This is a genomic window from Teichococcus wenyumeiae (assembly GCF_003696345.1).
GTDB lineage: Bacteria > Pseudomonadota > Alphaproteobacteria > Acetobacterales > Acetobacteraceae > Pseudoroseomonas > Pseudoroseomonas wenyumeiae.
Genome location: NZ_RFLX01000002.1, coordinates 13,976 through 40,815, shown reverse-complemented (window position 1 = coordinate 40,815; position 26,840 = coordinate 13,976). Strand labels below are relative to the sequence as shown.

Here is a 26,840-nt window from a genome sequence, read left to right as displayed (position 1 = left end):
CGTCATGCTCCGGTGGCAGCGGGGTCGGTGTTGCGGGCGCCGGCCATGAAGGGGCGCAGCAGGCGGTCGAGGTCGATGAGGCCCACCAGGGCATCGCCATTGCCGGCCATGCCGGCGGGGGCCATGGCATGGCCGGCAATGGCGCCATGGCGGGGCGCGGCGGGCTGGCCGGGAGCATCCTGCGCCGCCTCGGCCTCCACCAGCGGCAGGGAATCGGCGGCGCTGAGGGCGCGGTCCACCCGCAGGGCGAAGCGGCGGGGGGCGTGGCGCAGCAGCAGCAGGTGGCCGCCCTGCCGCGCCGCGCCCATGCCCAGCGCCAGCCCGAGGTCCAGCACCACGAAGACCTGCCCGGCGCGGCCATGGAAGCCCAGCATGGCGGCGGGCTGCCCCGGCGCCGGGGTGCAGGGCGCGAAGGGCACCACCTGCGCCACGGAAGCCAGCGGCAGGCCATAGGCCTCGTTGCCCAGGGTGCAGAGCAGCAGCGGCGGGCTGACCGGCCCGCTTTCCCGCACCGCGCCACGCGAGGCGAGGTGGTGGGTGCGCGCGTCCAGGATGCGCGCGGCGCGGGTCTCGCTGCCCTGGGGGAGTGGCAGAATGCGGAGGGGCATGGTTCAGCGCGCCCTGACTGCGGCCGTGGCCGGCGGGTGGAGGTGCATCCGCGCGGCGGCGCGCAGCTCGCCGGCGGTCATGCCATCGCCTTCCGGCAGGGGCGCGTCATCCGGCAGGGCCTGGGCGACGCGGGCGGCCACGGCGATGGCCTTGCGGCCGGGGGCGGTGCGGCCTTCCGCCAGCAGCAGCAGGCCGAGCTGGTAATGCGCCATGGCGAAATCGTCCCGCAGCGCGATGGCGCGGCGGAAGGCGCGCTCGGCCGGTGGGCCTTCGCCGCGGGCACGGGCGATCAGCGCCTCGTAGTAATGCAGGGCGGCATGGGTCGGCTCGGCCTCCAGGCCCTGGCGGCAGGCCAGGCTGGCACCATCGAGGTCGCCCAGGTCGGCGCGGGCGCGGGCGCGGTGCAGTGCTTCCTCGGCTGAGGTGGCGGGAAGGGCGATGGCGGGCGTGGCCGGGGCCGGCTGGCCGGGCGTGGCGCGGGGCAGCGGCGCTTCCGGCACCGCCAGGGGCGCCCAGGGCATGGCGGAGAGCGGCAGCGGTGGCGGGGCTTCCGGCACCGGAGTCTCCGGCACCGGCATCTCCGGCAGGGGCGGCAGGTCCTCGCCGCCCCGGCGCCAGGCGGCGGTGCCGGGCAGCGATACCGGCTCCAGGAACTGCCCATAGGCCGGAGAGGGCTCGGCATGGCCCAGCAGCAGCCAGCCGCCGGGCACCAGCCGCTCCGCCATGGCGTGCACCAGTTGCAGCACCACCTCCGGGTGGAAATAGATCAGCACGTTGCGGCAGAGCACGAGGTCGAACTCGGTCATCTCCAGCGCCGCATCGGGCTTCAGCAGGTCCAGCAGGTTCTGGCGCTGGAAGCGCACCATGGCGCGGTGCTGCGGCCGCAACTGCCAGCCGCGACCGTCGGGGATGGGCACGAAGTCCCGCGCCCGGTCCTCCGGCGGCATGGAGCGCAGCGCCCAGGGGGAGAAGGTGCCGAGCCGGGCGCTGCCCAGCGAGGTCTCGTTCAGGTCGGTGCCCAGCAGGGTGATGCGCCAGTCCGCGATCGCCTCGCCCAGCATCTGCCGCAGCAGGATGGCGACGGAATAAGGCTCCGACCCATTGGCGCAGCCGGCGCTCCAGATGCGCAGGCGCCGGGTGGCGGCGTTGCGGGCCAGGATCTCGGGCAGGATGGTGTTGCGCAGCGCGGCGAACTGCTCAGCGTAGCGGAAGAAGAAGGTCTCGCCGATGGTGATCTCGGCTTCCAGGGCGGCCCATTCGGCCTCGCCCCGCGCCGGGTCCTGCAACAGGTCCAGATAGGCGCCGGTGCCGCGCAGGCCCAGGGCGTGCAGCCGGCGGCGCACCCGGTCCCACAGCAGGTCGTCCTTGTCCTCGTAGTAGAAATGGCCGGTGCGGCGGATCAGCAGCGCCTTCAGCCGCAGGAAGTCGGCATCCGGCAGGAAGCTGGGGCGCGCCTGGGGCAGCGCCATCAGGCCGTCCATTCGTCCAGCCGGGCGGCGGCCTTGCGGGTCAGTTCCTCCAGCCGTGCCTGTTCCTGCGCCAGCAGGATGCGGGCGGGGTCCAGCAGATGCGCCGGGCCTTCCGGCAGGGACAGCTGGGCGATGACGCAGCCGTTCAGGCTGTCCTCGGGCGGCACGGGCTGGCATTGCGCGGCCGCCACCGGGCGCAGGTCCAGCACACGGTCCACCAGCAGGCCGACGCGGCTGCCGGGCAGGGTGTCCTCCGCCACGATGATATGGCGGTAGAGCGGCTCCACCGGCACGGTGCGCGTCAGGCCCAGCAGGTGGCGCAGCGCCAGCACCGGCAAGGCCTCCCCGCCCAGGTTGACGAAGCCGGCCAGGGTGGCGGGCATGGATGGCGGGCGGGACAGGCGCGGCAGCGGCAGCAGTTCCCGCACCGCCCCGCGCGGCAGGGCGCAGCGCAGGCCGGCCAGCGCGAAGATCAGGTAATGCGTTTCCCCGCCTGTCACGGCATCGGGCCGCGCCCTGGGGCTGGCCATCGCCGTGCCATGCGGTTCATCGCGGGTTTCATCAGGCGGTGCGGCCATCGTGGGGCTTCTAACATCGCGGCGGCGGCGGCGCCAATCGGCGGCGTGCTGGACGCCCCGGCGCCCGGCGGCGAGGATCGGCCATGCCTTATGCCCTGCTGCGCCATCTGCCGACCGATATCGCCCCCGGTCTCTGCTACGGGCGGCTGGACCTGCCGCCAGGCGCGGGCGGCGATGCCGGCGGGGCGCTGGCGGTGCTGGAAGGCTTTGCCGCGACGGCCCTGTTCAGCAGCCCGGCGCGGCGCTGCCTGGCCCTGGCGGAACAGGTGGCCGCGCGGACCGGCCTGCCGCTGCGGCCGGATGCCCGCCTGCTGGAACTGGATTTCGGTGCCTGGGAAGGCATGCCCTGGGATGACGTGCCCCGCGCGGCGCTGGATGACTGGGCCGTCGACCCCTGGGGCTTCGCGCCCCCTGGCGGCGAGAGCGGCGCCGCGCTGGTGGCGCGGGTGCGGGATTTCCACGCGGCTTTGCCGCCGGGTGCCATCGTGGTCTCGCATGGCGGGCCGCTGAAGGTGCTGGCGGCGCTGATCGAGCGGCGCGCGGTGGACCTGCTGGCCCCGGCGCCGCCGCTGGGTTCCTGCCGGATCCTGCATGCACCCCGCTTTGCCCCGGCGGCGGAACAAGGCTAATCCTGGCCTCTCAGAAGAAATCCCGGAGGCAGGGCCATGGCGGAGATGAAGCGGATCGGCGGGTTGGCGGTGGCGCCGGCCCTGGCGGCTTTCCTGGAAAGCGAGGCGCTGCCCGGCACCGGTGTCAGCCCCGAGGCTTTCTGGAGCGGCTACGAGGCGATCCTGCGCGATCTCGGCCCCCGCAACGCCGCCCTGCTGGCCGAGCGCGATGCGCTGCAGGCGAAGATCGACGCCTGGCACCGCGAGCACCCGGCCCGCCCGGTGGACCGCGAGGCCTATGCCGCCTTCCTGCGCGAGATCGGCTACCTGCTGCCGGAGCCGGAAGGCGTGGCCGCCGCCACGGCGGATGTGGATGACGAGATCGCCCGCATCGCCGGCCCGCAGCTCGTGGTGCCGGTCAACAATGCCCGCTACGCGCTGAATGCCGGCAATGCCCGCTGGGGCAGCCTCTACGACGCGCTCTACGGCACCGATGCCATCGCCGAGGAAGGCGACCTGGCGCGCGGCAAGGGCTTCAACAAGATGCGCGGCGCCGCCGTGATCGCCAAGGCGCGCGAGGTGCTGGACGCCGCCGTGCCGCTGAAGGACGGCACCTGGGCGGCGGTGACCTCCCTGGCCGTGCGCCACGGCGTGCTGGAGCTGGAAACCGCCGATGGCGAGACCCGGCTGGCCGACCCCACGCAATTCGCCGGCTATGCCGGGGAGCCGATGAGCCCCAGCGCCGTCCTGCTGCGCCACAACGGGCTGCACCTGGAGATCGTGATCAACAAGGATCACCCGATCGGCTGCGATGACCCCGCCGGCATCGCCGACCTGGTGATGGAAGCCGCTGTTTCCACCATCATGGATTGCGAGGACTCCGTCACGGCGGTGGATGCGGAGGACAAGGTCCTCGTCTACCGCAACTGGCTGGGGCTGATGAAGGGGGACCTCGCCGCCACCTTCGGCAAGGAAGGGCGCGAGATGACGCGCCGCCTGAACCCGGACCGCGAATACACCGCGCCGGATGACAGCAAGCTGGTGCTGCATGGCCGCAGCCTGATGCTGGTGCGCAATGTCGGCCACCACATGATGACCGATGCCGTGACGCTGGGCGGGCAGGAAACGCCCGAGACCATCATGGACGCGCTGGTGACGGTGGCCATCGCCATGCACGACATCCGCGGCAAGCGGATGAATTCCCGCAAGGGCAGCGTCTATATCGTGAAGCCGAAGATGCACGGGCCGAAGGAAGTGGCCTGGGCCAATGAACTCTTCGGCCGCGTCGAGGATGTGCTGGGCCTGCCGCGCAACACCGTGAAGCTCGGCATCATGGACGAGGAGCGGCGCACCACGCTGAACCTGCGCGCCTGCATCGCGGAAGCCAAAGACCGTGTCGCCTTCATCAACACCGGCTTCCTCGACCGCACGGGCGACGAGATCCATACCGACATGGAAGCCGGCCCGGTGCTGCGCAAGAACGACATGAAGGGCGCCGCCTGGATCAAGGCCTACGAGGACTGGAACGTCGATTCCGGCCTGGCCTGCGGGCTGCGCGGCCGCGCGCAGATCGGCAAGGGCATGTGGGCGGCGCCGGACAAGATGGCCGATATGCTGGCGCAGAAGTCGGGCCACCCGAAGGCCGGCGCCAATACCGCCTGGGTGCCTTCGCCCACCGCCGCCACGCTGCACGCGCTGCATTACCACGAGGTGGATGTCGCCGCCCGGCAGGCCAAGATCGCCGCCGGCGGCCGCCGCGCCAAGCTGGACGACCTGCTGACCATCCCGCTCTCCGACAGCAACTGGTCGCCGGCCGACGTGCAGGCGGAGCTGGACAACAATGCCCAGGGCATCCTGGGCTATGTGGTGCGCTGGGTGGACCAGGGCGTCGGCTGCTCCAAGGTGCCGGACATCAACAATGTCGGGCTGATGGAGGACCGCGCGACGTTGCGCATCTCCGCCCAGCACATCGCCAACTGGCTGCGCCATGGCGTGGTGAGCCGGGAGCAGGTGGAGGAAACCCTGCGCCGCATGGCCACCGTGGTGGACAGGCAGAATGCGGGCGACGCCGCCTATACGCCCATGGCCCCGGCCTATGACGGCACGGCCTTCCAGGCGGCGCGGGACCTGGTCTTCGAGGGCGCGACGCAGCCCAATGGCTATACCGAGTTCATCCTGACCCGGCGCCGGAAGGAGGCGAAGGCGGCGGCGCGCTAGGCGCCGCCAGCCGGTTGCCGGGCAGGCCCTGGTAAAGGCCCGCCCGGCACGAAGGCGCTAGAGTTGTTCGAGCGGGGGCTGCTCCCCGCCGAACCAGCTCTGCTTCAGCAGGGCGCGGGCTTCCTCCGCGCCGGCGGTGTCGCCCCCGGCCTCGGCGGCCCGCAGCAATCCGGATGCCGCCCAGCCATTGTTGGGTGAACGCCGCAGCGCCTCCCGGAAGGCGGCGGAGGCTTCCCCGGCCTTGCCCTGGGCGAGCAGCGTGGCCCCGAGCGACTGCTGCACCGGATAATACCAGTAGGGCGGCTCCATATAGGGAAGCCCGTCCTGCAAGGCGGCCGCCTCCCTGAACATGGCCACGGCCCCGTCCCAGTCCTTGCGGTTCTGCGCGATGCGCCCGGCAATCACGCGGGAGGCGATATGCAGCATGTCCGGCGCCGGCACGCCGGCGGCGGGCATCGCCTGCATCGCGGGCAGTGCCGCCATGCCGTCGATGGTGGCCGCTTCCGCCAAGGCTTCATCGTGCCGGCCGAGGCGGGCCAGGGCTTCGCCGCGCGCGTAGTGCCAATGGGCGCGCACCAGCGGAAAATCATTGGCTGGCGCGGGCAGGCGCAGGATGCGCTCGGGGTCGGAGAAGCGGGCATGCGCCACAAAGGGCGCCGCCGCGATCGGCTGCGTCCAGGGCACATCCTGCTTGGCGCGGTCGGTGACGATGCCGGCCAGCTTGTCCGCCGCCTCGATGGCCGTGCGGCCATCGCCGCCCATCAGGGCGGAGACCAGCACGAAATGGACGTTATGCGCGTAATAGGCCTGGCTGTAGAGCAGGCTGGCGCCGCCACCAGCGACATAGGCTTCATCGACGGCGGCCGCCTGGCGGTTGGCTTCCAGGCTGTCCCGCCACTGGCCGAGCCGGAACCAGATGTGGCTTGGCATATGCACGATGTGGCCGGTGCCGGGCAGCAGCGCCGCCAGCCGCGCGGCATGCGGCGCCGCCCGCTCCGGCCGGTCCGAAGCCTCGACCATGTGGATGTAGAGATGGATCGCGCCCGGGTGGTCCGGATTGGCCGCGACGGGCATGTCGCTCCGCACGCCCAGCACGCCTTCGATCAGCGCCAGGGTGCGCGGCGTGGCGCCCTTGGCCGTGCGCCCGCCATCCGCCCAATAGTCCCAGGGCGTGAGGTTCATCAGCGCATCGGCATTCAGCAGGGCGATGTCGGCGCTGCGCGGGAAGCGGGCCTGCACCTGCTCCATGGCATCGGCATAGGCCTGGTCCAGCGCCTTGCGGTCCATCCGCGGGTCGGCGGAATAGCGGCGGGAGAGCGCGTCGATCAGCGCCGCATGTTCCGGCGCGCCCTGTGCGGCGGCGCGCCGCCCCTGGTCCAGCACCGCCAGGGCGCGCGGGACCGCATCCGCGTCCATCGGGTAGTTGATATGGGGGCCGAGCGCCCAGGCCTCGCCCCAGAAGCACATGGCGCAGCCGGGGTCGATCTCCTGCGCGGCGCGGAAGGCCCGTACCGCCTCAGCATGGTTGAAGCCCCAGGCCAGCCGGTATCCCTGGTCGAAATAGGCCTGGGCTTCGGGGCTCGCCGCGCCCACCGGCCAGGTCAGGGCGCCAAGATTGGGGTAGAGCGGCGGGCGCGCGTCGCTGGTGGGCGCCGCCGCGCCGCGTGGCAGGTCGCGCGAATAGGGGCCGACCTCGGTCCGCCCTGTCGACGGCCGGGCGCCCGGATGCACATGCACCGGCCCGTGCGGGCCACTGCCGGGTGCCTGGACCAGGTGCCGGTGCGGCATGAGGGCGTCGTCGCCGGCAGCGGCCGCGGATGGGGCCATGGCGAGGCTGGCCAGGGCGATGCCCAGATAAAGTCTGGTGTTCATTGCCGAGTGCTCCTGTGGTGTGCCTGAGCACCCGCAGGCGGATCGCCAAGCGACAGGGGCGGCCGCAGATCCTGAGTAGTCCCGCTGGACCCGAAAGCTCAGCTCCGGGTCAGGCCCGAACAGGCATCAAGCTTGGCGGTCACTGCGTTCTTCCCAAGCGTGGCGCCATTCTAATCGCCCCGCGTGGGCAGGGTGCGACAACTCTTTGTGCTGCCTGAAGCGGGGTGCCGTGCACGGCTAAGCTGTCGCCAGCAGCACCACGCCCGCCGAGATCAGCGCGATGGCGGCGATCTTCTGCAGGCCCAATGCCTCGCCGAAGCCGAAATGCCCGATCATCGCGATGATGACATAGGACGCCGCCGTGCAGGGCAGCGCCACGCTCATCGGCAGCTTGCGCAGCGCGACGATGTAGAGCATCGCCGCGCCGCCGTAGAAGCCAAGCCCGATGATGGTCTGCCAGCGGAAGAGCTGGTGGATGAAGCCGCCCGAGCCCAGCGTGCCCATCTTCAGCAGCACCTGCCCCAGCATGGAGGTGCAGATCGCCGCCGCCAGCACCAGCCAGGAACCCATCATGCGTGCGGCTCCGACGCCACGACGTCCCGCACCACGCCCTGCGGCTTGCCGTTGGCGGAGAGGAAGGCGCGGCCGAGATATTCGCCCATCACGCCCAGGATCAGGAACTGCACGCCCGCCACCAGCAGCGTGATGGTCATCACCGAGGCCCAGCCGGAGGGCGTTTCCTTGGTCATGGCCTCGATGATCGTGAAGATGGCGCCGATCACGCCCAGGATGCCCATGGCGGCGCCCGCGAACATCGCAAGGCGCAACGGCATCAGCGAGAAGTTGGTGGCGAGGTTCAGCCACAGCCGCACCAGCCGGCGCAGCGTGTAGTTGCTGCGGCCTTCCACCCGCGCCAGGTGCAGCACCACGATGCTGTCGATGCGCTGCGTCACCTGCATGATCAGGCCGTCGATATAGGGATAGGGGCCGGTGTATTTCGTCACCTCCCGCACCACCAGCGCCGACATGCAGCGGAAGGAGGAAAGGTAGAGCCCCTTCGGCTTGTCCATCAGCTGGTCCGCCACCCAGTTGGCGAAGCGGGAGCCGAGGTTGCGCCAGCCCTCGTGCCTCTTCTCGGCATAGCGCGTGTAGACAACGTCCCAGTTGCCGAGGCGGGCGTGGTCGTAGAGCTTCAGCACCTCCTCCGGCGGGTTCTGCAGGTCGTCGTCCATGGTGATGACGTAGCGGCCGCGGGCGCGCCGCAGCCCGGTCATGACCGCGTTGTGCTCGCCGAAGTTGCGCGCATGCTCGACATAGACCAGCGGCACCGTGGCGCTGGCGGCCAGCGCGCGGCAGACCTCGGCGCTGTTGTCGGGGCTGCCGTCATTGACCAGCACGATCTCGATGCCGCCTTCCGGCCGCAGGTCGGACAGGGCTGCAACAAGCCGGCCCACCGTGGCGGCGCCGCGATAGACCGGTACGACGATGGACAGGCCGATGGTGGGCGGCGGATGGTCGGGCATGCAGAAAGGGTTCCGCGGGAGGGTGGAAGACGAAAAAGCCTGTCAGGCGGGACGGGTGGCGACAACCAGCACCGACCCGCCTGCCGGGTAATGCAGGCCGAGCCGGGCCAGCGCCGCTTCCGCCCGCGTGGCGGCATGCAGCGTGGCGTCCAACCATGGCGGGAAGGGGGCAACGTCGCTGGCCGCGTCCGGCTGCCGGGACCGCAGCTTGCGCTGCGCCACCATCAGCGGCAGCAGCAGGCTGTTCCAGTAGCGCGTCTCCACCCGCACGAAGCCGGCCTCGCGCAGCAGCGCCCCGGCGCGGGCGGCGGTATAGCGGCGGGCGTTGTGGACGCGCGTGTCATGGGCGCTGCGCAGCCATTCGAAGGCCGGCAGGTTCAGCACCAGCGTGCCACCGGGGGCCAGCACGCGGCGGAATTCCGCCAGGGCGCGCGCCTCCTCCACCCCCGCGTGGCAGAGCACGTCCACGCTGACCACGGCACCGAAGCGGGCATCGGGGAAGGGCAGGGTATTGGCATCCCCCGCCGTGACCAGGGCGCCGGACTTGGCGGCGGCACGGGCGGCGGCGGCGGGGTTGTATTCCAGCCCGGCCAGGGGCTGGCCCGGCAGGGCGGCGGCCAGGCGGCGCAGCAGCCCGCCGGTGCCGCAGCCGGCATCCAGCAGCGGCAGCCCCGGCGGCGCGTGGCGTGCCCGCAGCGCGGCCAGCACCCGGGCGTGGGCGGCGCGGTACCACCACATCCCATCCTCGGCCGCGTCCATCAGGACATATTCGTTGCGTTCCACAGCCTAGCTTGTGGCAGCGCCCGAACTCCGCCGCAATGGTGCTTCATGGCGGTGCGGTGCCCGATTGCGGCGGCTGCCCCTGGATGCCGCCGCGCCGCCGGGCCAGGATGATGGCCGCGCATGAACGATCCTTCCCCCCGCAAGACCCGTGGCTGGCTGGCGCTGCTGCCGGCGCTCTTGCCCGCCCTGCTGTTCCTGGTGCTGGTGGTCTCGCCGCCGCTGAACCAGGACGTGGCCGCCGTGCTGTCCTTCGCAGAGCGGATGGTGGCGGGGGAGGTGCTGTATTCCGACCTGATCGACGTCAATCCGCCGCTGATCTTCCTGCTGAACCTGCCGGCGGCGCTGCTGGCGGCCTGGACGCCGCTGGATGCCGTGCAGGCGCTGTTGCTCCTGCTGCTGATCTTCTGCGGGGTGGTGGGCTGGCTCTGCCACCGGCTGAACCCGCCGCGCGGCGCGGCCGAGGCGGCGATGATGCTGGCGCTGCTGCCGCTGGTGCTGCTGCTGGCCGGCTATGACTTCGGCCAGCGGGAGCAGATCATGGCCGCCGCGGCGCTGCCCTATCTCTTCCTGGCGGAACGGCGGATCGAGGGGGCGGCGGCCGGCCCGCCGGTAAGCCCGCATGTCAGCCTGCCCGGCATCGGCCCGGTGATGACGCCGCCGGGCATGCGCTGGCGGGCCTCGGCCACCCGGCCCGGCTGGGCGGTGGTGGGCGCCACGACCCTGCTGGCCGGGGTCGGCTTCGCGCTGAAGCCGCATTTCCTGGCCGTGCCGGCGCTGGTGGAGGCCGTGGTGCTGCTGGCCGGCGCCCGGCGGCGCGGCTGGGCGGCCTCCTTCCGGGACCCGGTGCCCTGGGGTCTGGCGGGGTTCTGGGTCTTCTACCTGCTGGTGATCTTCCTGGGCTTCCCGGACTACTTCGGCCGGGTGATGCCGCTGGTCTGGGATTTCTACGTGGATCTCGGCGGCACCTCCTGGTGGCAGGTGCTGCTGACGGAGCAACTCTTCACCGCCATGCTGGCCACGGCCTCCCTGGTGGCGATGGCCCTCTGGGCCGGCACGCGCAGCCTGGGCTGGCTGCCGCGCGTCATGGCGGCGGCGGTGCTGGGCGGCTTCCTGGCCGCCCTGGTGCAGCACAAGGGCTGGAGCTACCACGTCGTGCCGGTCTGGATGTGGGGCGGGCTGCTCTGCGGCCTGGCCATGGCGCGCGCCACCGATGCGCTGCTGCCCGCCGGCGCCGCCAGCCGCGTGGCGCCCCTGCTGGCCACCGGCACCTGCATCGCCCTGACCCTGCTGGTGATGCGCGGCGGCGAGGCACCCTGGCGCGAGTTCAACTACCGCAAGGATGCCGTGGGCCAATTGGCCGAGTGGCTGGAGAAGGAGGCGCCGGATGGCCGCCTGCTGGTGCTCTCGCCCGACATCTACCCGGCCTATCCGGCGCTGAACTATGCCGAGAACCAGCCGGTGCTGCGCTTCATGAGCACCTGGCTGCTGCAGGCCGTCTATGCCACCTGCCCGGCGGATGGCGCCCGCTTCCGCGCGCCGGAGCAGATGGGGCCGGCGGAGCGCTACCTCTTCGACGGCGTGGCGCAGGATTTCGCGGAAACGCCGCCGGTGGCCGTGCTGGTGGCGCGGGACGCGCATATCGCCTGGTGCGCCGGGCAGCCCTTCGACATGGTCGCCTATTTCAGCCGCCATCCGCGCTTCGCCGAGACATGGCGCCACTACCGCCAGACCGGCGAGATCGCCGGCTACATGCTGTTCGAACGGGAGGACTGAGCTTGCCCCACTTCCACGGCCGTGCCACGGGGGCGCCGGCCGGTGCCTGACACCGTGGCCACCACCGCCGCGCCCAAGCGGCTGGACAATGCGGCGCGGGGCATCCTCCTGGTGGCTTTCGGTTATGCCATCATCGCCTGCGCCGATGCCGCCGTGAAATGGGCCCTGCCGCAGGTCGGCATCGCCGGCGCCATGCTGTGGCGCGGGGTCTTCGGCGCCGTCACCATGGCGGCGGTGGCGCGGATGCAGGGCACCGGCCTGGGCGGGCTGATGCCGGTGAACGGCCGGCTGGTGGCGACGCGCAGCCTGCTGCACTGCGTCGTCTCCGGCGCCTTCTATGCCGCCTGGTTCCTCGGCATGCCGCTGGCGGACAGCTACGCCGTCTCCTCCGTCTCGCCGTTGGTCATGACGCTGCTGGCCATCCCGCTGCTGGGGGAGCAGGTGGGCTGGCGGCGCTGGACCAGCACGCTGGTGGGCTTCGGCGGCGTGCTGGTGATGCTGCAGCCCGGCGGCGCGCTCTGGCGCTGGGAAGTCGGCGTCATGCTGGTCGCCGTGGCGCTGATGGCGCTGACCCGGCTCTGGACCCGCGTGCTGGGGCGCACGGATACGCCGGCCACCATCACCTTCTGGCTGATGGTGGCGCATATCCCGGTGGGGCTGTTGCTGCTGCCGCTCTTTCCACCGCCTGTCTCGCTTTTTCCCTCCGGCGGCACCATGCTGGTGCTGGCGGCGCTGGGCTGCGGTAATGCGATGGCGCATATGCTCTTCGCCCGCGCCTTCGCCATCGCGCCCGTCTCGGTGCTGGCGCCCTTCGAATACAGCCCGCTGATCTGGAGCCTGCCGATCGGGCTGATGATCTGGGGCGACTGGCCGGCACCCAGCACCTTCGCGGGCGCCGGCATCGTCATCGCCGCCGGCCTCTACAACCTGCACCGGGAAAGGCTGCGCGCCCGGCAGTCGCGGCGGGGGGAAGGGCGGTGAACGCCGTCTCCCCCGCCACGCAGGCGCCGCCCCAACCCAAGGCCGGCGTGCGGCACGACATCCGCCGTGGCGCCACGATGATCCTGCTCTCCACGCTGATGTTCTCCCTGATGGCGGTGCTGGCCAAGCTGATGGGCGGCACCATTCCCTTTCTGGAGATCGTCTTCTTCCGCTCCCTCTTCGCGCTGCCGGTGGTGGTGCTGATGGCCCTGCGCAACCGCGCAACGCTGCGCACGCGGCGCTTCCGCGGCCATCTCGGCCGCGCCTGCACCGGGCAGGCAGCCTCCTGCTGCATGTTCTTCTCGGCCACCGTGCTGCCGCTGGGGGAGCAGCAGGCGCTGACCTATGGCACGCCGATCTTCGCCACCCTCCTGGCCATCCCCTTCCTGGGGGAACGGCCGGGGCCGCATCGCTGGGCGGCGGTGGGCATCGGCTTCCTGGGCATCCTGGTCATCGCGCTGGGGCCGGAGCTGCTGGGGCAGCCGCGCATCGTGCCGCAGGGCGTGGCGGCCTGGGTGATGGCGGCGGGCTATGTCGCCGCCGTCTGCCACGGCATCTTCGCCGCCGGCACCACGCTGCTGGTGCGCCAGCTTTCGGCCACCGAGAGCAGTGCCACCATCGTGCTCTGGCAGTCGCTGCTGATGACGGGCATCAGCGCCGTGGCGCTGCCCTTCTTCTGGGTGACGCCGACAGGCTCCGAATGGCTGCTGCTGGTGGGCGTGGGGCTGGTGGGCGGCATCGGCCAGCTTCTCTCCACCGAGGCCTATGCCAGCGCGCAGGTTTCCTCGCTGGGGCCCTATACCTATACGGCGCTGCTCTGGGCGGCATTGTTCGGCTGGGTGTTCTGGGGCGACGTGCCGGGCGTCACCATGCTGCTGGGCGCGGCGCTGATCGTTACCGCCGGCCTTTATATCCTGCAGCGGGAGATGCGGCGGCGCGCCAGGCCCGCCGCCAACTAAGGCATGCGCGGGGCGGCCGCCAGGCCACCCCGCGCGCGCCGGTCAGAAGGCGGCCGAAAGGCCGAGGCGGAAGCCGCTGAAGCCGTTGTTGCCATCCAGGTAGCTGGCGCTGACACGCAGCGGGACGCTGGTGCCGAAGGTGGCGGAGACGCCGTATTCCTGCCAGGCATCCACCGCCAGGTCGTCGCCCGTCATGCGCGTGTCGATGAAGGAGGCGCCAAGCGTCACCGGCTGGCCCGCCACCTCGCCCGTCGGGCCGGTGAGGGAGACGCCGTTGCGGTAGGACCAGTTCCGCAGCTTGTAGCTGACGCGGAAGTTGCCGTATTCCAGCGGCTCCGTGCGGTAATGGCTGATGCTGTTGCCGATGCCCAGCGTCACGCCGCCACCCAGCGCCACGCGCAGGTCGCTGGTGACGGAGCCGCCATAAGTCTGGCCCACCGAGCTTTCGTCCCAGGACCCGGCGGCGCCCCAGCGGAGGGCGGGCGTCAGCGCCCAGCGCAGGGAGGGGGCGGTGATCACCGGCACCCGCACGCCCAGGGCGCCGGTGCCCTGGTAGGCATTGGAGCCGTCGATGTCGCTCAGCACCAGCGGCACATGCAGGAAGGCCTCCGGCCCGTCCTTGCCATAGGCATAGGAGACGCCAAGGGGGATGCTGTAGTTGGTCACGTCCGACCGGCGCGTGTCCTGGTACTGGCCGGAGAAGCCGATGCCGAAATGCCAGCCGGCGGCGCGGGGCGACATGCCGCCATCATCGCCCGGCAGCATGGTGCCGATCTCGTAATCCGCGATCACCGACTGTCCGAGCAGCGAGGAAGGATTGCCGGCCACCGGGTCCGTCGTGCTCTTGGCGACGACGCCCTTCACCAGTTGCTGGAGGCCCTGCGGGTCCTCGTTGCCGCGTAGGAAGGCTTCCACCAGGTTCTGCGTCGCGGCGGGGCTGCCGGCGTCGAAGACGCGGTTGAAGCCGGCCGCTGGAGAGGAGATCTGCAGCGCCGTGGTGCCGGGGATGGTGTTGAAGGTCACGGGCAGGCCGCGCACCTCCACCACGCCGCTGACCGAGGAGCGGTTGGTGTAGTTCGGCGCGAGGGACAGCAGGCCCTGGCGGTTGAGCAGGCGCAGTGCTTCCTGGCTGTCGCTGAAGCTGCGGTTGTAGGTCTGGCCGTCGACGGTGACGGTCAGGGAATAGGAATCGCTGGCCTGCGCGGCATGTGCGGAGAGCAACAGGATTGTCAGGACCGGGGCGGCCGCACATGCGGCCAGGCGAGCTTGGTGCATCTCCGTATCATGAGCGGAGATCCGTGACGGCGCTCACGAGAAATTGCGAACAATGTAAATAATTCAAGCACCGTGATAATGCGGTAACTCAAGGCTGCTTAGCCGCCCCGGTTACCGCCCTTGGCGCCTGGACAGGCGCCGCTGGATCGTGGCCTCTGCCAGGAGATCCTGCGGGCGGCGGCGCATGAGCATTCCCTTCCTGAAGCAAGACCCCCTGCTGCCCGGCGCGGTGGAGGAACTGGGGCCGCCAGGCGGGCCGCGCATCCGCCGCATCCGCTGCAACAATCCGGGGCCCTTCACCGTCATGGGCACCAACAGCTACCTGCTGGGGGAAGGGGCGGTGACGCTGATCGACCCCGGGCCACGGGACGAGGCGCATCTCGCCGCCCTGCTGGCCACCGTGGCGGGGGAGCGCATCGAGCGCATCCTGGTGACGCATACCCACCGCGACCATACGGGCGGCGTGCCCGCGCTGGTGGCGGCCACCGGCGCCGCCACCCTCGGCTTCGGCCCGCACATGACCCCGCCGGGTGAGGGTGGCGAGGGTGGCGACCATGACTTCCACCCCGACCACCGGCTGCTGGAAGGCGGCGTGGTGGAAGGCGAAGGCTGGCGCCTGACCGCGCTGCATACCCCCGGCCATTGCGCCAACCACCTCTGCTTCGCGCTGGAAGGAGCCCGCATTCTCTTCAGCGGCGACCATGCCATGAGCTGCTCCACCAGCGTGGTGATGCCGCCGGATGGCGACATGGCCTCCTACATGGCGGCGCTGGCGCGGGTGGCGGCGGCGGAATGGGCGCTGCTGCTGCCCGGCCATGGCGCCCCGCTGCCCGGGCCCGGCCCGCTGCTGCACGCCCTGCTGGCGCATCGGTGGGAGCGGGAGGCGCTGGTGCTGGCCGCCCTGCGCCTGCAGCCCGGCGCCACGGCGGAGGCGATGGTGCCGGCGGTCTACGGCAAGCTGGACCCCCGGCTGACCCGCGCCGCCGCCCACAGCCTGCTGGCCCATCTGCTGAAGCTGCGCGCCGAGGGTCGCGCCAGCGGGGACGAGGCCCTGGGCTGGCACATCGCCGGCTGAGGTCGCTGCCGGCCACGCAGCACCGCCATGTGTGAAGAGGGCTGGATTGCCGCCGCCCTGGCGTCTATCCCATCAGCTTCGTCGCCAGCCACGCTCAGAAGGCCCAGGCATGACCGAACCGCCGCTGTTCACCGCCGTTACCCGGGATGTGCGCGTTTCCGTGCGGGCCTTCTACCTGGAAGACCAGTCGAAGCCCGATGAAGCGCATTTCGTCTGGGCCTATCGAGTCACCATCGAGAATGGCGGGCCGGTCACCGTGCAGCTGCTGAAGCGCAGCTGGCTGATCACCGATGCCATGGGCCGCACCCAGAAGGTGCATGGCCCCGGCGTGGTGGGGGAACAGCCGGTGCTGGAGCCGGGCGAGAGCTTCGAATACACTTCCGGCACCCCGCTCTCGACGCCCAGCGGCTTCATGCGCGGCACCTACCACATGGTGGAGCAGGATAGCGGCGAGGCCTTCGATGTCGCCATCCCGGCCTTTAGCCTGGACAGTCCCATGGGCGGCGGGGCGGTGCACTGAAGCCAAGGCCCGGCTTGTCCGGCCGCCGCCATCGCCCATCTTGAACCTCATCTCCTGGAAATCCGGTCCGGCCTCACTTTCCGGACCCAGGCACGGATCATCTGGCAGTGAATATCCAAGTCCCGCCCACCGCGGCTGAAGCCGCCCTGACCACGGAGCCGCGCCCGACGCGGGAGGAAGCCGAGGCCGCCGTCCGCACCCTGCTGCGCTGGGCCGGCGACAACCCGGACCGCGAGGGGCTGGTGGATACCCCGGCCCGCGTGGTGCGCTCCTACGAGGAGTTCTTCTCCGGCTACCACGAGGACCCCGTCGAGCTGCTGGCCCGCTCCTTCGAGGAAACGGACGGCTATGACGAGATGGTGGTGCTGCGCGACATCCGGCTGGAAAGCCATTGCGAGCACCACATGGTGCCCATCATCGGCCGCGCCCATATCGCCTATCTGCCGAAGGGGCGGGTGGTCGGCATCTCCAAGCTGGCCCGCGTGATGGAGATCTATGCCAAGCGCCTGCAGATCCAGGAAAAGCTGACGGCGCAGATCGCGAACACCATCAACGACGTGCTGCAGCCCCTCGGCGTCGCCGTGGTGATCGAGGCGTCCCACCAGTGCATGAGCACGCGCGGCGTGCACAAGCCGGGCGTGAGCATGGTGACCAGCCGCATGCTGGGCGCCTTCCGCAAGAACCCGAGCACGCGGCGGGAATTCATGGCCATCATCGGCGCCCCGCGCGCCGGCGGCCTGGAAGGCTGAGGCGGCGCCGGGCGGTTCAGTCGACCGCCTCGGCCTCCACTTCCACCAGGAAGCGCGGATCGGCCAGCCCGGCCGTCACCATCAGGGTGCTGGTCGGCGCATGCCCGCCGAAGAAGGCATTGCGCGCCTGCCGCCATTCGCCGAGATGCGCGCGGTCCGTCAGCAGCACCAGCACGCGCACCACGTTGTGCGGCCCCATGCCATGCGCGGCCAGCACCGTGCCGAGATTGGCCAGCGCCTGTTGCATCTGCGCCGGAGCGTCCGCCGCCACGCTGCCATCCGGCGCCACGCCGATCTGTCCCGCGATCACCAGCCGCCGCCCGGCGCCCTCGACCAGGGCGGCCTGGGAATAGAAGCCGGCGGGCGCGGGAACGCCCGGCGGGTTGCTGAAGCTGACGCGGCTCACGGCCGCACCGGGGGCGCCAGGTTGGGCGTCAGGTTCGGCGCGAAGCGCGGCGTGCCGGCGGGGGCGGCCGGCATGGCGGGCGCGGCAACCGGTTCCGCTGGCGCGGGGGCGGGGGCCACGGCCTCGGGCGCCGCCGGGCTGCCGCCGAGGCTTTCCTGCTGGATCGGCGTGGCGCTGACGGCACCGGGCTCGCCGGTCATCACCCAGTCCCGCAGGTTGCGGCGGATCTGGAACTCGAATTCGACGTTCAGATCGTCCATCGCCTGCCGCACGATCTGGTCGGCGGCGCGGGCGCGGCTGGCGGGGCCTTCATCGGCCAGGGTGGCGCTGCGGCGCACCTCCGCCTCAGTGAAGCCGACGCGGCGGCCATCGCCGCCCAGGATCTCCACCCGCACATGGATCACGCAGGTCAGCCGCTCGGTCTGCTGCGCGAAAAGGCCGCCGGCGCTGGCGACCTCGCGGATCAGCGTGGCCGAATCGACCATGAAGCGGGCGCGGCCGGTGGTGCCGACCGGCACCAGCCGTTCCCGCCCCATCTGCACCGCCAGCGCGACGGGGGAGAGCGGTGCCGGCGGATCGACGCGCCAGGCCGGGCCGGGGCCCGGCTCCAGCACCTCGATATCCAGCACATTGAGGCGCAGCGGCGTCAGGTAGTCATAGCGGGGCGGGCCCTGCAGCGGCGGCGTGGTGTCGCCGGAAGCGCAGGCCGCTGCCAGGAATGGCAGCAAGAGTGCCGCGCGCCGGCTCGTCATCCTCGGCGTCCTGCTGGCCGTCATCCGGTATTCTCCCCCATGCGCTGCGCTCGGTCAGTGGCGCGAGGCCCCCTTCACCTCATCCCGCGCGAAGCGGAAGGTGGTGTTGCAGAACTCGCAGGTCATGGAGATTTCGCCTGATTGCGTCATCTCGTCCAGATCCTCGTCGCCGAAGCCCTCCAGCACCGAGCTCAGCCGGGCGCGGGAGCAGCGGCAGCCATAGGAAAGCGGGCGCGGCCGGCCGAGCACCAGGCCCTCGGCGTGGAAGAGCCGGTAGAGCAGCTGCTCCGGCGCCAGGCTGTCGTCCAGCATCTCCTCCTCCTTCAGCGTGGAGGCCAGGATCAGGGCGGTTTCCCAGGCATCGTCCTGCTCGGCATCGTTCATCAGGGGGTCGATGCCGCCTTCGCCGGCCACACGCTCCAGGATCAGCGCGGTGCCGCGCCAGCCGGCCGGAGTGTGGCCGGCGGCGAGCCAGACCCGGCTGGCGAGCTGCTCGGAGGTCTCGAAATAATGGCCGGTCATCTCGGCCAGCGTCTCGCCCTCCAGGGCCACGATGCCCTGGTAGCGGTCCATGCCCGGGCCCTGGTCCACCGTGAAGGCCAGGTAGCCGCTGCCCAGCAGGGCGCCGGCCTCGGCATCGGCGCCGTTCAGCAGCGTCAGCTTGTCCTCGTCCACGCGGGCGTAGCCGCGCAGGGTGCCGGAATCGGTGCAATCGGCCAGCAGCATCGGCACGGCGCCGTCGCCCTTGCCCTGCAGGCTGAAGCTGCCGTTGAACTTCAGCGCGGTGGCGAGGCCGGCGGTCAGGGCCAGGGCCTGGGCGGTCAGCTTCTTCACCACATCGGGGTTGTTGTGGCGGGAGAGCAGCGCCTCGGCCAGCTCGCCCAGGCGGATCAGGCGGCCGCGCACGGGCTTGTCGCGCAGGTGGAAGGGCTGCACGCCCTGCGGCACCGTCACATTCGGCACCGGGGGGCGGTCGTGGTCATGCGGGGCGTGGGGCAGGGTCGGGTCGGTCACGCGAAGCCTTATCTCATGCTGAGGCCCAGGGATGCACCACGCGAGGGCCGGCAAGGGCTTCGCGGTGGCGCCGGGCGGTTTGTCGGATGGCGTGGCGCTGGGCCATGCCGGGGGAGGTGCGGGGCCGAGCCCGCACGGTGTCCCGCGCTAGATAGGAAGGATCGCTCCCGGATGCGATGGGGCGAGCAATATCAGGCGCGCGCCCCAGCCCCGTCTTCTTCCATGAGGCGGGAGACAATGGCCCCCCGCACCGGCCGCAGGTGGTTGCCCAGCCGCAGCGCCGCGCCGCGCAGCACCCGCGCCGGCAGCCGGTCGCTGGTATAGAGCAGCGCCGTGGCATTGGTGGCGAGGTAGAGGCCCCGCGTCGCCTGCCGGTGCTCCGCCTCATAGCCCCGCAGCACCGGGCCGGCGGCGAAGTCGCGGCCCTCGGAGAGCGCGGCCTTGATGCGGCGGGCCAGGATATCCTGCCCATGCAGGCCGAAGTTGAAGCCATGGGCGGTGACGGGATGCATGCCCACCGCCGCATCTCCCAGCAGCGCCAGCCGCCGCCCGGTGAAGCGGCGGGCATAGACCGCCACCAGCGGATAGGTGTGGCGGGTGCTGATCAGTTCCATCGCGCCCAGGCGCTCGCGGTAGCGGCGGGTGATCTCGGCACTGAACTCGGCGCCGTCCACCTCCTTCAGCCGGGCGATCTCGTCCGGCGGCAGGGTCAGCACCACGGAAGAAACGTCGCCGTTCAGCGGCAGCATGGCCATGGTCTGGCCGTAGTCGAACCATTCCGTGGCGACATGGTCATGCGGCAGGGTGTGGCGCAGCCGTGCCACCAGCATGGCCTTGCCGAAATCCAGTGTCTCCGCATCGATGCCGGCCAGGCGGCGCAGGGTGGAGAAGCGGCTGTCCGCCGCCACCACCAGCTTGGCGGCGATGCGCTGCCCATCCGCCAGCGCCAGCCGGGCGCCCTCCACATCCGCTTCCATGGCCGTGACACGCTGGCCGGTCAGCAGGGTGGCCTCGGGCGCCAGCGCCTCGAACAGCGCGCGGCGGATGACATGGTTCGGCACCAGCCTGCCCAGCTCCGCCGCCTGCCGCCCCGTGGTGTCGAAGCGCAGCGCGTAGGGGGAGCCGCCGTTCAGCACCCGCGCTTCCCGCAGGGCGGAGGGGATCTCTTCCGGAATGCGGTCCCAGGCACCAAGCTGGCGCAGGATGTCCTGCGAGCGGTGGGTGAGGGCGATCTCCCGCCCGTCGAAGGCAGGCGCGGCCAGGGCCTCGCGCGGCTGCGGCTCCACCACCGCCACGCGCAACCCGGTGCCGGAAAGCGAGCCGGCGAAGGCGAGCCCCACCGGGCCACCCCCAACGATCACGACATCGAATTGCATGGCACGGCCCCCGGACTGGACTGCCTCTCACATAGGCGCGGCGGCAGGTCCTGTCACCCGTATGTGCGGGTAACTTCGCGTCTCTGGACGGGGCCAGAACAGGAAGGGAGAAGAAGGCGGCGGGGCCGCGCGGTGCCCCGCCGATTGTCAGTTGGCGCCGAGCGCCCAGAGCAGCACGCCCTTCTGCGCGTGCAGCCGGTTCTCGGCCTCGTCGAACACCACGCTCTGCGGCCCATCGATCACCTCGGCGGTGATTTCCTCGCCACGATGCGCCGGCAGGCAGTGCATCACCACCGCATCCGGCGCCGCGTGCTGCATCAGCGCCGCGTTGAGCTGGTAGGGGGCGAGCTGGTTGTGACGGGCCGTCGGGCCGCCATCCTTCTCGTCCGACATGCTGACCCAGGTATCCGTCACCACGCAGCGGGCGCCGCGCACGGCGGCCACGGGGTCCGCCGTCAACTCGATGCTGGCGCCCTCCTGCCGCGCCCAGTCCACCAGCTGGGCCGGCGGTGCCAGCTCCGGCGGGGTGGCGAGGCGCAGCGTGAAGCCGAAGCGCGCCGCGGCCTGGATGAAGGAGCGGGCGACGTTGTTGCCATCGCCCAGCCAAGCCACAACCTGCCCGGCGATGGGGCCGCGATGCTCCTCGAAGGTCAGGATGTCGGCCATGAGCTGGCAGGGGTGGGACACGTCCGTCAGGCCGTTGATGACCGGCACGGTGGCGTGTTCCGCCAGTTCCCGCAGCTTCGCCACGCTGTCGGTGCGCAGCATGATGGCATCGACATAGCGGGACAGCACCTTGGCGGTATCCGCCGCCGTCTCGCCACGCCCGAGCTGCATGTCCTTGGAGGAGAGCACGACGGCATGGCCGCCAAGCTGATGGATGCCGACCTCGAAGGAGACGCGGGTGCGGGTGGAGGGCTTCTCGAAGATCAGCGCCACCGTCTTGCCCGCCAGGGGCTTGTCGGCCAGATCGCCGCGCTTGGTGCTGGCGGCGAGGTCCAGCATGCGGCGCAGCGTGGGCGTGTCGAAATCCGACAGTTCCAGAAAGTGACGAGGGGAGGACGTTGCCGCCCCCCCCTGCTTCACTGGCCTGAGGGCCGCGCTCACTTGGCCGGCGCCTTTTCCCGCAGCGCGGCCGCCGCCTTGGTGAAGGCCCGGTCCAGCGCCGCCACGGCCTCGTCCACATGCTCGCGCGTGATGATCAGCGGCGGGGCCACGCGCAGCACGTTCTGCCCGGCGGCGACGGTCAGCAGCCCTTCCGCCACGGCGGCGGCCTGCATGTCGCCATTTGTGATCTCCGGCACGCATTGCAGGCCCAGCAGCAGGCCGGCGCCGCGCACGCCCGTCACCACCTGCGGGTGGCGGGAGACCAGGGCGTTCAGGCTGTCCCACAGATAGCGGGCGGTGCTGTCCACCTGCTGCAGGAAGCCATCGGCCAGGACGACATCCAGCACGGCATTGCCGGCGGCGCAGGCCAGCGGGTTGCCGCCATAGGTGGTGCCATGGGTGCCGGGCTTCAGGTGCTTGGCCACGTGTTCCTTGGCCAGGATGGCGCCCAGCGGGAAGCCGCCGCCGATGCCCTTGGCCGAGGACATGACATCCGGCTCGATCCCGGCCCATTGATGGGCCCAGAGCTTGCCGGAGCGGCCCATGCCGGTCTGCACCTCGTCCAGCGCCAGCAGCAGGCCAAACTCGTCGCAGACGGCCCGCAGTTCCTTGAGGAAGCGCAGGTCGGCCGGGCGCACGCCGCCCTCGCCCTGGATCGGCTCGATCATGATCGCGGCGGTCTGCGGGCCGATGGCGTCCCGCACCGCGTTCATGTTGCCGAAGGGCACGTGGTCGAAGCCCTGCACCGGCGGGCCGAAGCCGGCGAGGTACTTCTCGTTGCCGGTGGCCGAGAGCGTGGCCAGCGTACGGCCGTGGAAGGCGCCCTCGAAGCAGATGGTATGGAACTTCTCCGGGTGGCCGTTCTCGGCATGGTACTTCCGCACCGCCTTGATCATGCCCTCGTTCGCCTCGGCGCCCGAATTGGCGAAGAAGACGCTGTCGGCGAAGCTGGTATCGACCAGCCGCTGCGCCAGGCGCTCGGCCTGCGGCACGCGGTAAAGGTTCGAGGTATGCATCACCTTGGCCGCCTGCTCGGCGATGGTCCGCACGAGATGCGGATGCGCATGGCCGATGGAGGTGGTGGCGATGCCGGAGCCGAAATCCAGGAATCGTCGCCCGTCCGTGGTCCACAGCCAGGCGCCTTCGCCCCGCTCAAAAGCGAGGTCGGCGCGGTTGTAGGTCGGCATCAGGGCGGGGATCACGGTGTCTCAGGCTCCGCATCCCATGGGGGTCGGGCGACGATCGTCCGGCTTCCTGCCACGGGAATTGGGCATGGTGCCGCAAACGGCGCGGCGCGGCAACCGCCTATGGCACGCGGCGTTTCCTGCCAGAGCCGCTCCGGCGGCCTGATAAGGATACGGGAGCACCACGCATGCGGAATTCCATGATCGCCCTGGCCTCGGCGGCGCTGATCGGCCTGGGCGGCATCGCCCAGGCGCAGCCCGCCAATAGCCCAAGCGGCTCGACCACGCCGGCCAATCCCGCGCCCAGCATGAACAACGGCACCGGCAACGCCGGCGCGGCGGCGGGTGCCGATGCCAATAACCCGCCCGGCACCGCCGCCACCCGCCTGCTGGACCGCACGCTGGGCACCAATACCTCCGGCGCCTATCCGCAGAATTCGGACGGCACGCCCAACAACCCGCCGGGCACCGCCGTCGGCCGGGCCGCGGACCGCGCCACCTCGGACAGCAATTCCAACGCGCAGCCGGGCAGCAACCCGCCCGGCACGGCGGCGACCCGCTCGCTGGACCGCGCGGCGGGTACCAATACCTCGGGCGCCTATCCGCAGAACTCGGATGGCACGGCCAACAACCCGCCGGGCACCGCGGCCGGCCGCGCGGCGGACCGGGCGGCGCAGAATGGCGGCACCGATACCGGCGCCCGCAACGGCAGCTCCGGCACCAACCGCCCGCCGGGCACCGCCAGCGCGCCGGGCGACACCACCCGCCCGAACATGACGCCTTCCGCCCCCACGGGCTCCGCCATGGGCCGGGCGACCGAGGGCCAGACCGGCACGCCGCCGGGCAACCGGCCCTCCACGCCGCCCAGTACCTCGCCGCAGAACCAGGGCGGCAGCACCCCGGAGGCCTCCGGCGGCACCACGGTCGCGCCCCGCTAAGCGGGTGAAACCGGGAAAGGGCGGCTCCGGCCGCCCTTTTTCATGCCCTGCGTCAGGCCGGCCTGCGGCGGAACTGCGTCAGGGCGTCGCGGCCGATCACGCCCAGCGCCAGGTCGTCCTGCGGCGGCTGGAACAGCCCGGCACGGGCGTCGCGGAAATGCCGTTCCAGCGACAGGGCACTGGTCAGGCTGAAGCCGCCGGCCACGCGCAGCCCGCTCTCGGTCGCGGCGCAGGCGGCATTGGTGCAGAGGTATTTCGCCGCGGCGATGCGGGCGGGCAGGCTGGGGCGAAGCTCCGGCTGCTCCACCCAGGCATGGGCGGTCTCCAGCAGCAGGGCGCGGGCGGCCAGCAATGCCGCCTGCATCTCACCGATGCGCTGCTGGATATGCACCTGCTCCGCGATGGGACGGCCCAGCGCGGTGGGCACGCGGTTGTTGGCATAGTCGCAGGCCGCCTCCAGCGCCGCCTGCCCGACACCGAGATAGACCGCCGCCACCGTCAGCGACCATGGCCCCAGCCCCGGTGCGCTGGCCTTGCCGCTGGCGGAGCCGGAGGGGGTGCCGATCGGCCGGCGCTCCACCATCAGATGCTCCGGCACGAAGACCTTGTCGTAGAAGACATCGGCATTGCCGCAGCCGCGCAGGCTCAGCGCGTCGTTCCAGGTCTCGACGATCCGCAGGCCGGGGGAGCCGGCGCCGACGATGGCCGTCGCCACCTCGCCATCCGGCGCGGCGCTGCTGGGCGGCAGCACCACTGCGGTGAGGAACCAGCCCAATGCCGGCGCGCCGGTGACGAAGATCTTGTGCCCCTCCACCACCCAGCCGCCCGGTGCCGGCGTGGCGCGGGAGCGCGGCACGCCACCGCGCGAGATGCTGCCCAGCTCCGGTTCCGTGACGCAGCTGTTGATGCCGCCGCCCTGGCGCAGCATGGCCTTGCAGACCTCGGCGAAGACCGCTTCCGGCCACGGGCGCTCCTCCCGCAGCCGGCCCATCACCACGGCGGCCATGGCGGTGATCAGCGCCGTGGCGGCATCGCCGCGCGCCAGCCGCTCCTGCGCCTGCACCATCTCCACCAGCCCGGCCTCGGTGCCGCCGTGGTCGCGCGGCAGCAGCAGGCGCAGGTAGCCTTGCTCATGCAGGTCGCGGTGGTTCTCGTGCGGGAAGCCATGGTCGCCCTGCTGCCGCGCGCGGGCGGCGAAGCGCTGGGCCAGGCTGTCGGCCAGTGCCAGGGCGGAGCAGGGGCCTTCGGTTCGCAGCATCGGCGATGCCTTCGCAACAGCGGGGAGGAGGAGGTCTGGAGCGGCGGGAGAGACACTCTGCCGCAATGATGGACGACCTGACAGAAACGCGCCACCATCCCCGCAAGGGTAAGCGCCATATTTCACGCTTCATAACCGTCATTGACAAAATTCCACTTTGCCGGTTTGTCGTCCGCAACCGAGATAGGGATCAGGCCAATGAGGATTACACGCCGCGAGGCTCTGCTGTCTGGCGCCGGGCTCCTGCTGGCGGGCGCCATGCCCGCGCTGCCCGCCCTTGCCCAGGGTGCCGCCACGCCGCGCAAGGGCGGCGTGTTCACCGTGCACCTGGGCTCGGAGCAGCGCATCCTGAACCCGGCGCTGCGGGCTTCCACCGGCGTCTACATCATCACCAGCAAGATCATCGAGCCGCTGGTGGACCTCGGCGCCTCCGGCAAGCCGGAAGGCGTGCTGGCGACCTCCTGGGAGGCCGCGCCAGATGGCAAGACCATCACCTTCAAGCTGCGGGAAGGCGTGAAGTGGCATGACGGCAAGCCCTTCACCTCGGCTGACGTGGCTTATTCCGCCATGGAACAGTGGAAGGTGCACCTGAACTACGGCACCACGCTGCAGCTCTACCTCGATGCCGTGGAGACGCCGGACGAGCATACGGCCGTCTTCCGTTATTCCCGCCCCATGCCGCTGGACCTGCTGCTGCGCGCGCTCTGCGACCTCGGCTATGTCGTGCCGAAGCATGTCTTCGCCGGCAGCAATGTGCTGGAGAACCCGGCCAATACCGCGCCCATCGGCACCGGCCCCTACAAGTTCGTGGAATACCAGCGCGGCCAGTATGTGATCGCGGAGCGCAACCCGGACTACTGGCGCCAGGGCTTCCCTTATCTCGACCGCATCGTCTGGCGCTTCATCACCGACCGCTCCGCCGCCACGGCGGCGCTGGAGACGGGGGCGGTGCAGCTTTCCGCCTATAACAGCCTGCCGCTGGCGGATATCGACCGGCTGAAGGAAGACGAGCGCTTCGAGGTCTCGACCCGCGGCGTGGAAGCCAACGTCTTCAACAACACGCTGGAATTCAACACGCGGCGCAAGGAGCTGTCCGATGTGCGCGTGCGCCGCGCCATCGTGCATGCCATCGACGTGCCCTTCTTCCTGGAGAATTTCCTCTACGGCCTGGGTAAGCCGGCGACGGGGCCGATCCCCTCCCTGTCCAAGGAATTCTACCCGGCGGACTCCGCCGTGCCCTATCCCTTCGACAAGAAGAAGGCCGAGGCGCTGCTGGACGAGGCCGGCTACAAGCGCGGCGCCGGCGGCATCCGCTTCACGCTGAAGATCGTGCCGATCCAGAATGGCGAGGACGTGCCGCTGCTGGCCACCTTTATTCAGCAGTCGCTGCAGCAGGTGGGCATCCGGGTCGATATCGTGCAGCTCGACATCGCCGGGGCGCTGACGGCCGTCTATCGCGACTGGAACTTCGACCTCGCCACCGGCTGGCACCAGTATCGCGGCGACCCGGCGGTCTCGACCACCGTGTGGTACCGTTCCGGCAGCCCGAAGGGCGCGCCCTGGACCAACCAGTATGGCTGGCAGTCCGAGAAGGTGGATGCGCTGATCGACCAGGCCGCCACCGAGCTGGACCCGGCGAAGCGGAAGGCTCTCTACGCCGATTGGGTGAAGGCGGTGAACGAGGAGATCCCGGTGGCCATGCTGACGGAGCGGCCCTTCTACGCCGCCACCAGCAAGCGCGTGCAGAACCACCATACCTCGCCGCGCTGGGATTCCGGCGACTGGCACGACACCTGGCTGCTGCCGGGCTGATC

At 71.1% G+C, this 26,840-nt stretch carries 25 protein-coding genes; 10 read left to right on the top strand and 15 right to left on the bottom strand.

Translation table 11 applies throughout. The features are described 5' to 3' along the window. Window positions 1–2: 2 nt before the first annotated feature. From EBE87_RS03150 to EBE87_RS03140, 3 genes are read right to left on the bottom strand one after another with little or no spacing between them, the layout of a single operon-like run. On the bottom strand, window positions 3–608 hold the full coding sequence (locus EBE87_RS03150; RefSeq protein WP_120641137.1) for a chemotaxis protein CheW: 606 nt from the start codon (window positions 606–608) through the stop codon (window positions 3–5). Window positions 609–611: 3 nt separating this feature from the next. Beyond that, on the bottom strand, window positions 612–2,078 hold the full coding sequence (locus EBE87_RS03145; RefSeq protein ID WP_233560026.1) for a CheR family methyltransferase: 1,467 nt from the start codon (window positions 2,076–2,078) through the stop codon (window positions 612–614). Beyond that, window positions 2,078–2,656 (bottom strand): chemotaxis protein CheW, encoded by a 579-nt coding sequence (locus EBE87_RS03140; protein ID WP_233553423.1) that lies wholly within the window; start codon window positions 2,654–2,656, stop codon window positions 2,078–2,080. The genes EBE87_RS03145 and EBE87_RS03140 overlap by 1 nt, the downstream gene beginning before the upstream one ends. An 83-nt stretch (window positions 2,657–2,739) precedes the next feature. On the opposite strand from EBE87_RS03140, the gene EBE87_RS03135 reads away from it, so the two are divergent. Then, window positions 2,740–3,285, top strand: a complete 546-nt coding sequence (locus EBE87_RS03135) for a histidine phosphatase family protein (RefSeq protein WP_120640499.1) — start codon at window positions 2,740–2,742, stop codon at window positions 3,283–3,285. Window positions 3,286–3,321: 36 nt separating this feature from the next. Continuing rightward, window positions 3,322–5,481 (top strand): malate synthase G, encoded by a 2,160-nt coding sequence (locus tag EBE87_RS03130; RefSeq protein ID WP_120640500.1) that lies wholly within the window; start codon window positions 3,322–3,324, stop codon window positions 5,479–5,481. A 57-nt stretch (window positions 5,482–5,538) separates the two neighbouring features. On the opposite strand, the gene EBE87_RS03125 is transcribed toward EBE87_RS03130, so the two are convergent. The 4 genes from EBE87_RS03125 to EBE87_RS03110 all read right to left on the bottom strand — a co-directional run bounded on the left by EBE87_RS03125 (window position 5,539) and on the right by EBE87_RS03110 (window position 9,659). Then, window positions 5,539–7,353 (bottom strand): tetratricopeptide repeat protein, encoded by a 1,815-nt coding sequence (locus EBE87_RS03125; protein WP_120640501.1) that lies wholly within the window; start codon window positions 7,351–7,353, stop codon window positions 5,539–5,541. Window positions 7,354–7,590: 237 nt separating this feature from the next. Further along, window positions 7,591–7,926, bottom strand: coding sequence for a DMT family transporter (locus tag EBE87_RS03120; protein WP_120640502.1), 336 nt, complete (start codon window positions 7,924–7,926; stop codon window positions 7,591–7,593). Beyond that, the gene (locus tag EBE87_RS03115; protein ID WP_120640503.1) at window positions 7,923–8,876 is read right to left on the bottom strand and encodes a glycosyltransferase family 2 protein; all 954 of its coding nucleotides are present in this window, start codon (window positions 8,874–8,876) and stop codon (window positions 7,923–7,925) included. Before EBE87_RS03115 ends, EBE87_RS03120 begins: the two co-directional genes overlap by 4 nt. A gap of 42 nt (window positions 8,877–8,918) precedes the next feature. Further along, window positions 8,919–9,659, bottom strand: a complete 741-nt coding sequence (locus EBE87_RS03110) for a class I SAM-dependent methyltransferase (protein WP_122139873.1) — start codon at window positions 9,657–9,659, stop codon at window positions 8,919–8,921. Between the two features lie 120 nt (window positions 9,660–9,779). On the opposite strand from EBE87_RS03110, the gene EBE87_RS03105 reads away from it, so the two are divergent. Genes EBE87_RS03105 through EBE87_RS03095 form a run of 3 tightly spaced genes read left to right on the top strand, consistent with a single transcriptional unit; the run spans window position 9,780 to window position 13,372 of the window. Next, window positions 9,780–11,432, top strand: coding sequence for a hypothetical protein (locus EBE87_RS03105; protein ID WP_120640569.1), 1,653 nt, complete (start codon window positions 9,780–9,782; stop codon window positions 11,430–11,432). Window positions 11,433–11,474: 42 nt separating this feature from the next. Further along, complete coding sequence (locus EBE87_RS03100; protein ID WP_233553428.1) at window positions 11,475–12,413, top strand: DMT family transporter; 939 nt, start codon at window positions 11,475–11,477, stop codon at window positions 12,411–12,413. Then, entirely contained in the window at window positions 12,410–13,372 is a 963-nt protein-coding gene (locus EBE87_RS03095) for a DMT family transporter (protein ID WP_233553429.1), read from the top strand. Before EBE87_RS03100 ends, EBE87_RS03095 begins: the two co-directional genes overlap by 4 nt. 42 nt (window positions 13,373–13,414) lie before the next feature. On the opposite strand, the gene EBE87_RS03090 is transcribed toward EBE87_RS03095, so the two are convergent. Beyond that, window positions 13,415–14,647, bottom strand: a complete 1,233-nt coding sequence (locus EBE87_RS03090) for a hypothetical protein (RefSeq protein ID WP_120640570.1) — start codon at window positions 14,645–14,647, stop codon at window positions 13,415–13,417. A 184-nt stretch (window positions 14,648–14,831) separates the two neighbouring features. Here EBE87_RS03090 and EBE87_RS03085 point away from each other — a divergent pair, with 184 nt between their 5' ends. The 3 genes from EBE87_RS03085 to folE all read left to right on the top strand — a co-directional run bounded on the left by EBE87_RS03085 (window position 14,832) and on the right by folE (window position 16,991). Beyond that, window positions 14,832–15,722 carry an MBL fold metallo-hydrolase gene (locus EBE87_RS03085; protein ID WP_120640571.1) on the top strand — a complete coding sequence of 297 codons (891 nt, stop codon included), beginning with the start codon at window positions 14,832–14,834 and terminating at the stop codon, window positions 15,720–15,722. Between the two features lie 109 nt (window positions 15,723–15,831). Continuing rightward, entirely contained in the window at window positions 15,832–16,242 is a 411-nt protein-coding gene (gene apaG, locus EBE87_RS03080) for a Co2+/Mg2+ efflux protein ApaG (protein WP_199707879.1), read from the top strand. 107 nt (window positions 16,243–16,349) lie between these two features. After that, the gene (gene folE / locus EBE87_RS03075) at window positions 16,350–16,991 is read left to right on the top strand and encodes a GTP cyclohydrolase I FolE (RefSeq protein WP_120640572.1); all 642 of its coding nucleotides are present in this window, start codon (window positions 16,350–16,352) and stop codon (window positions 16,989–16,991) included. A 16-nt stretch (window positions 16,992–17,007) separates the two neighbouring features. Here the strand turns inward: folE and EBE87_RS03070 are convergent, their stop codons facing one another. The 6 genes from EBE87_RS03070 to EBE87_RS03045 all read right to left on the bottom strand — a co-directional run bounded on the left by EBE87_RS03070 (window position 17,008) and on the right by EBE87_RS03045 (window position 22,848). Then, window positions 17,008–17,397, bottom strand: coding sequence for a RidA family protein (locus EBE87_RS03070; RefSeq protein ID WP_120640573.1), 390 nt, complete (start codon window positions 17,395–17,397; stop codon window positions 17,008–17,010). Beyond that, window positions 17,394–18,149, bottom strand: a complete 756-nt coding sequence (locus EBE87_RS03065; RefSeq protein WP_147465019.1) for a hypothetical protein — start codon at window positions 18,147–18,149, stop codon at window positions 17,394–17,396. The genes EBE87_RS03070 and EBE87_RS03065 overlap by 4 nt, the downstream gene beginning before the upstream one ends. A 54-nt stretch (window positions 18,150–18,203) precedes the next feature. Further along, entirely contained in the window at window positions 18,204–19,163 is a 960-nt protein-coding gene (hslO, locus tag EBE87_RS03060; RefSeq protein WP_120638742.1) for an Hsp33 family molecular chaperone HslO, read from the bottom strand. Between the two features lie 191 nt (window positions 19,164–19,354). Then, the gene (gene ubiM, locus EBE87_RS03055; protein ID WP_120638741.1) at window positions 19,355–20,539 is read right to left on the bottom strand and encodes a 5-demethoxyubiquinol-8 5-hydroxylase UbiM; all 1,185 of its coding nucleotides are present in this window, start codon (window positions 20,537–20,539) and stop codon (window positions 19,355–19,357) included. 147 nt (window positions 20,540–20,686) lie between these two features. Then, on the bottom strand, window positions 20,687–21,646 hold the full coding sequence (gene argF, locus EBE87_RS03050; RefSeq protein ID WP_120638740.1) for an ornithine carbamoyltransferase: 960 nt from the start codon (window positions 21,644–21,646) through the stop codon (window positions 20,687–20,689). Further along, entirely contained in the window at window positions 21,643–22,848 is a 1,206-nt protein-coding gene (locus EBE87_RS03045) for an aspartate aminotransferase family protein (RefSeq protein ID WP_199707433.1), read from the bottom strand. The genes argF and EBE87_RS03045 overlap by 4 nt, the downstream gene beginning before the upstream one ends. A gap of 170 nt (window positions 22,849–23,018) precedes the next feature. On the opposite strand from EBE87_RS03045, the gene EBE87_RS03040 reads away from it, so the two are divergent. Further along, window positions 23,019–23,768, top strand: coding sequence for a hypothetical protein (locus EBE87_RS03040; RefSeq protein WP_120638739.1), 750 nt, complete (start codon window positions 23,019–23,021; stop codon window positions 23,766–23,768). A gap of 52 nt (window positions 23,769–23,820) precedes the next feature. Here the strand turns inward: EBE87_RS03040 and EBE87_RS03035 are convergent, their stop codons facing one another. Next, window positions 23,821–25,026: an acyl-CoA dehydrogenase family protein gene (locus EBE87_RS03035; protein ID WP_120638738.1), complete on the bottom strand. Its 1,206-nt coding sequence runs from the start codon at window positions 25,024–25,026 to the stop codon at window positions 23,821–23,823. Window positions 25,027–25,224: 198 nt separating this feature from the next. Here EBE87_RS03035 and EBE87_RS03030 point away from each other — a divergent pair, with 198 nt between their 5' ends. Next, complete coding sequence (locus tag EBE87_RS03030) at window positions 25,225–26,838, top strand: ABC transporter substrate-binding protein (RefSeq protein ID WP_120638737.1); 1,614 nt, start codon at window positions 25,225–25,227, stop codon at window positions 26,836–26,838. The last annotated feature ends 2 nt before the right edge of the window (window positions 26,839–26,840 follow it).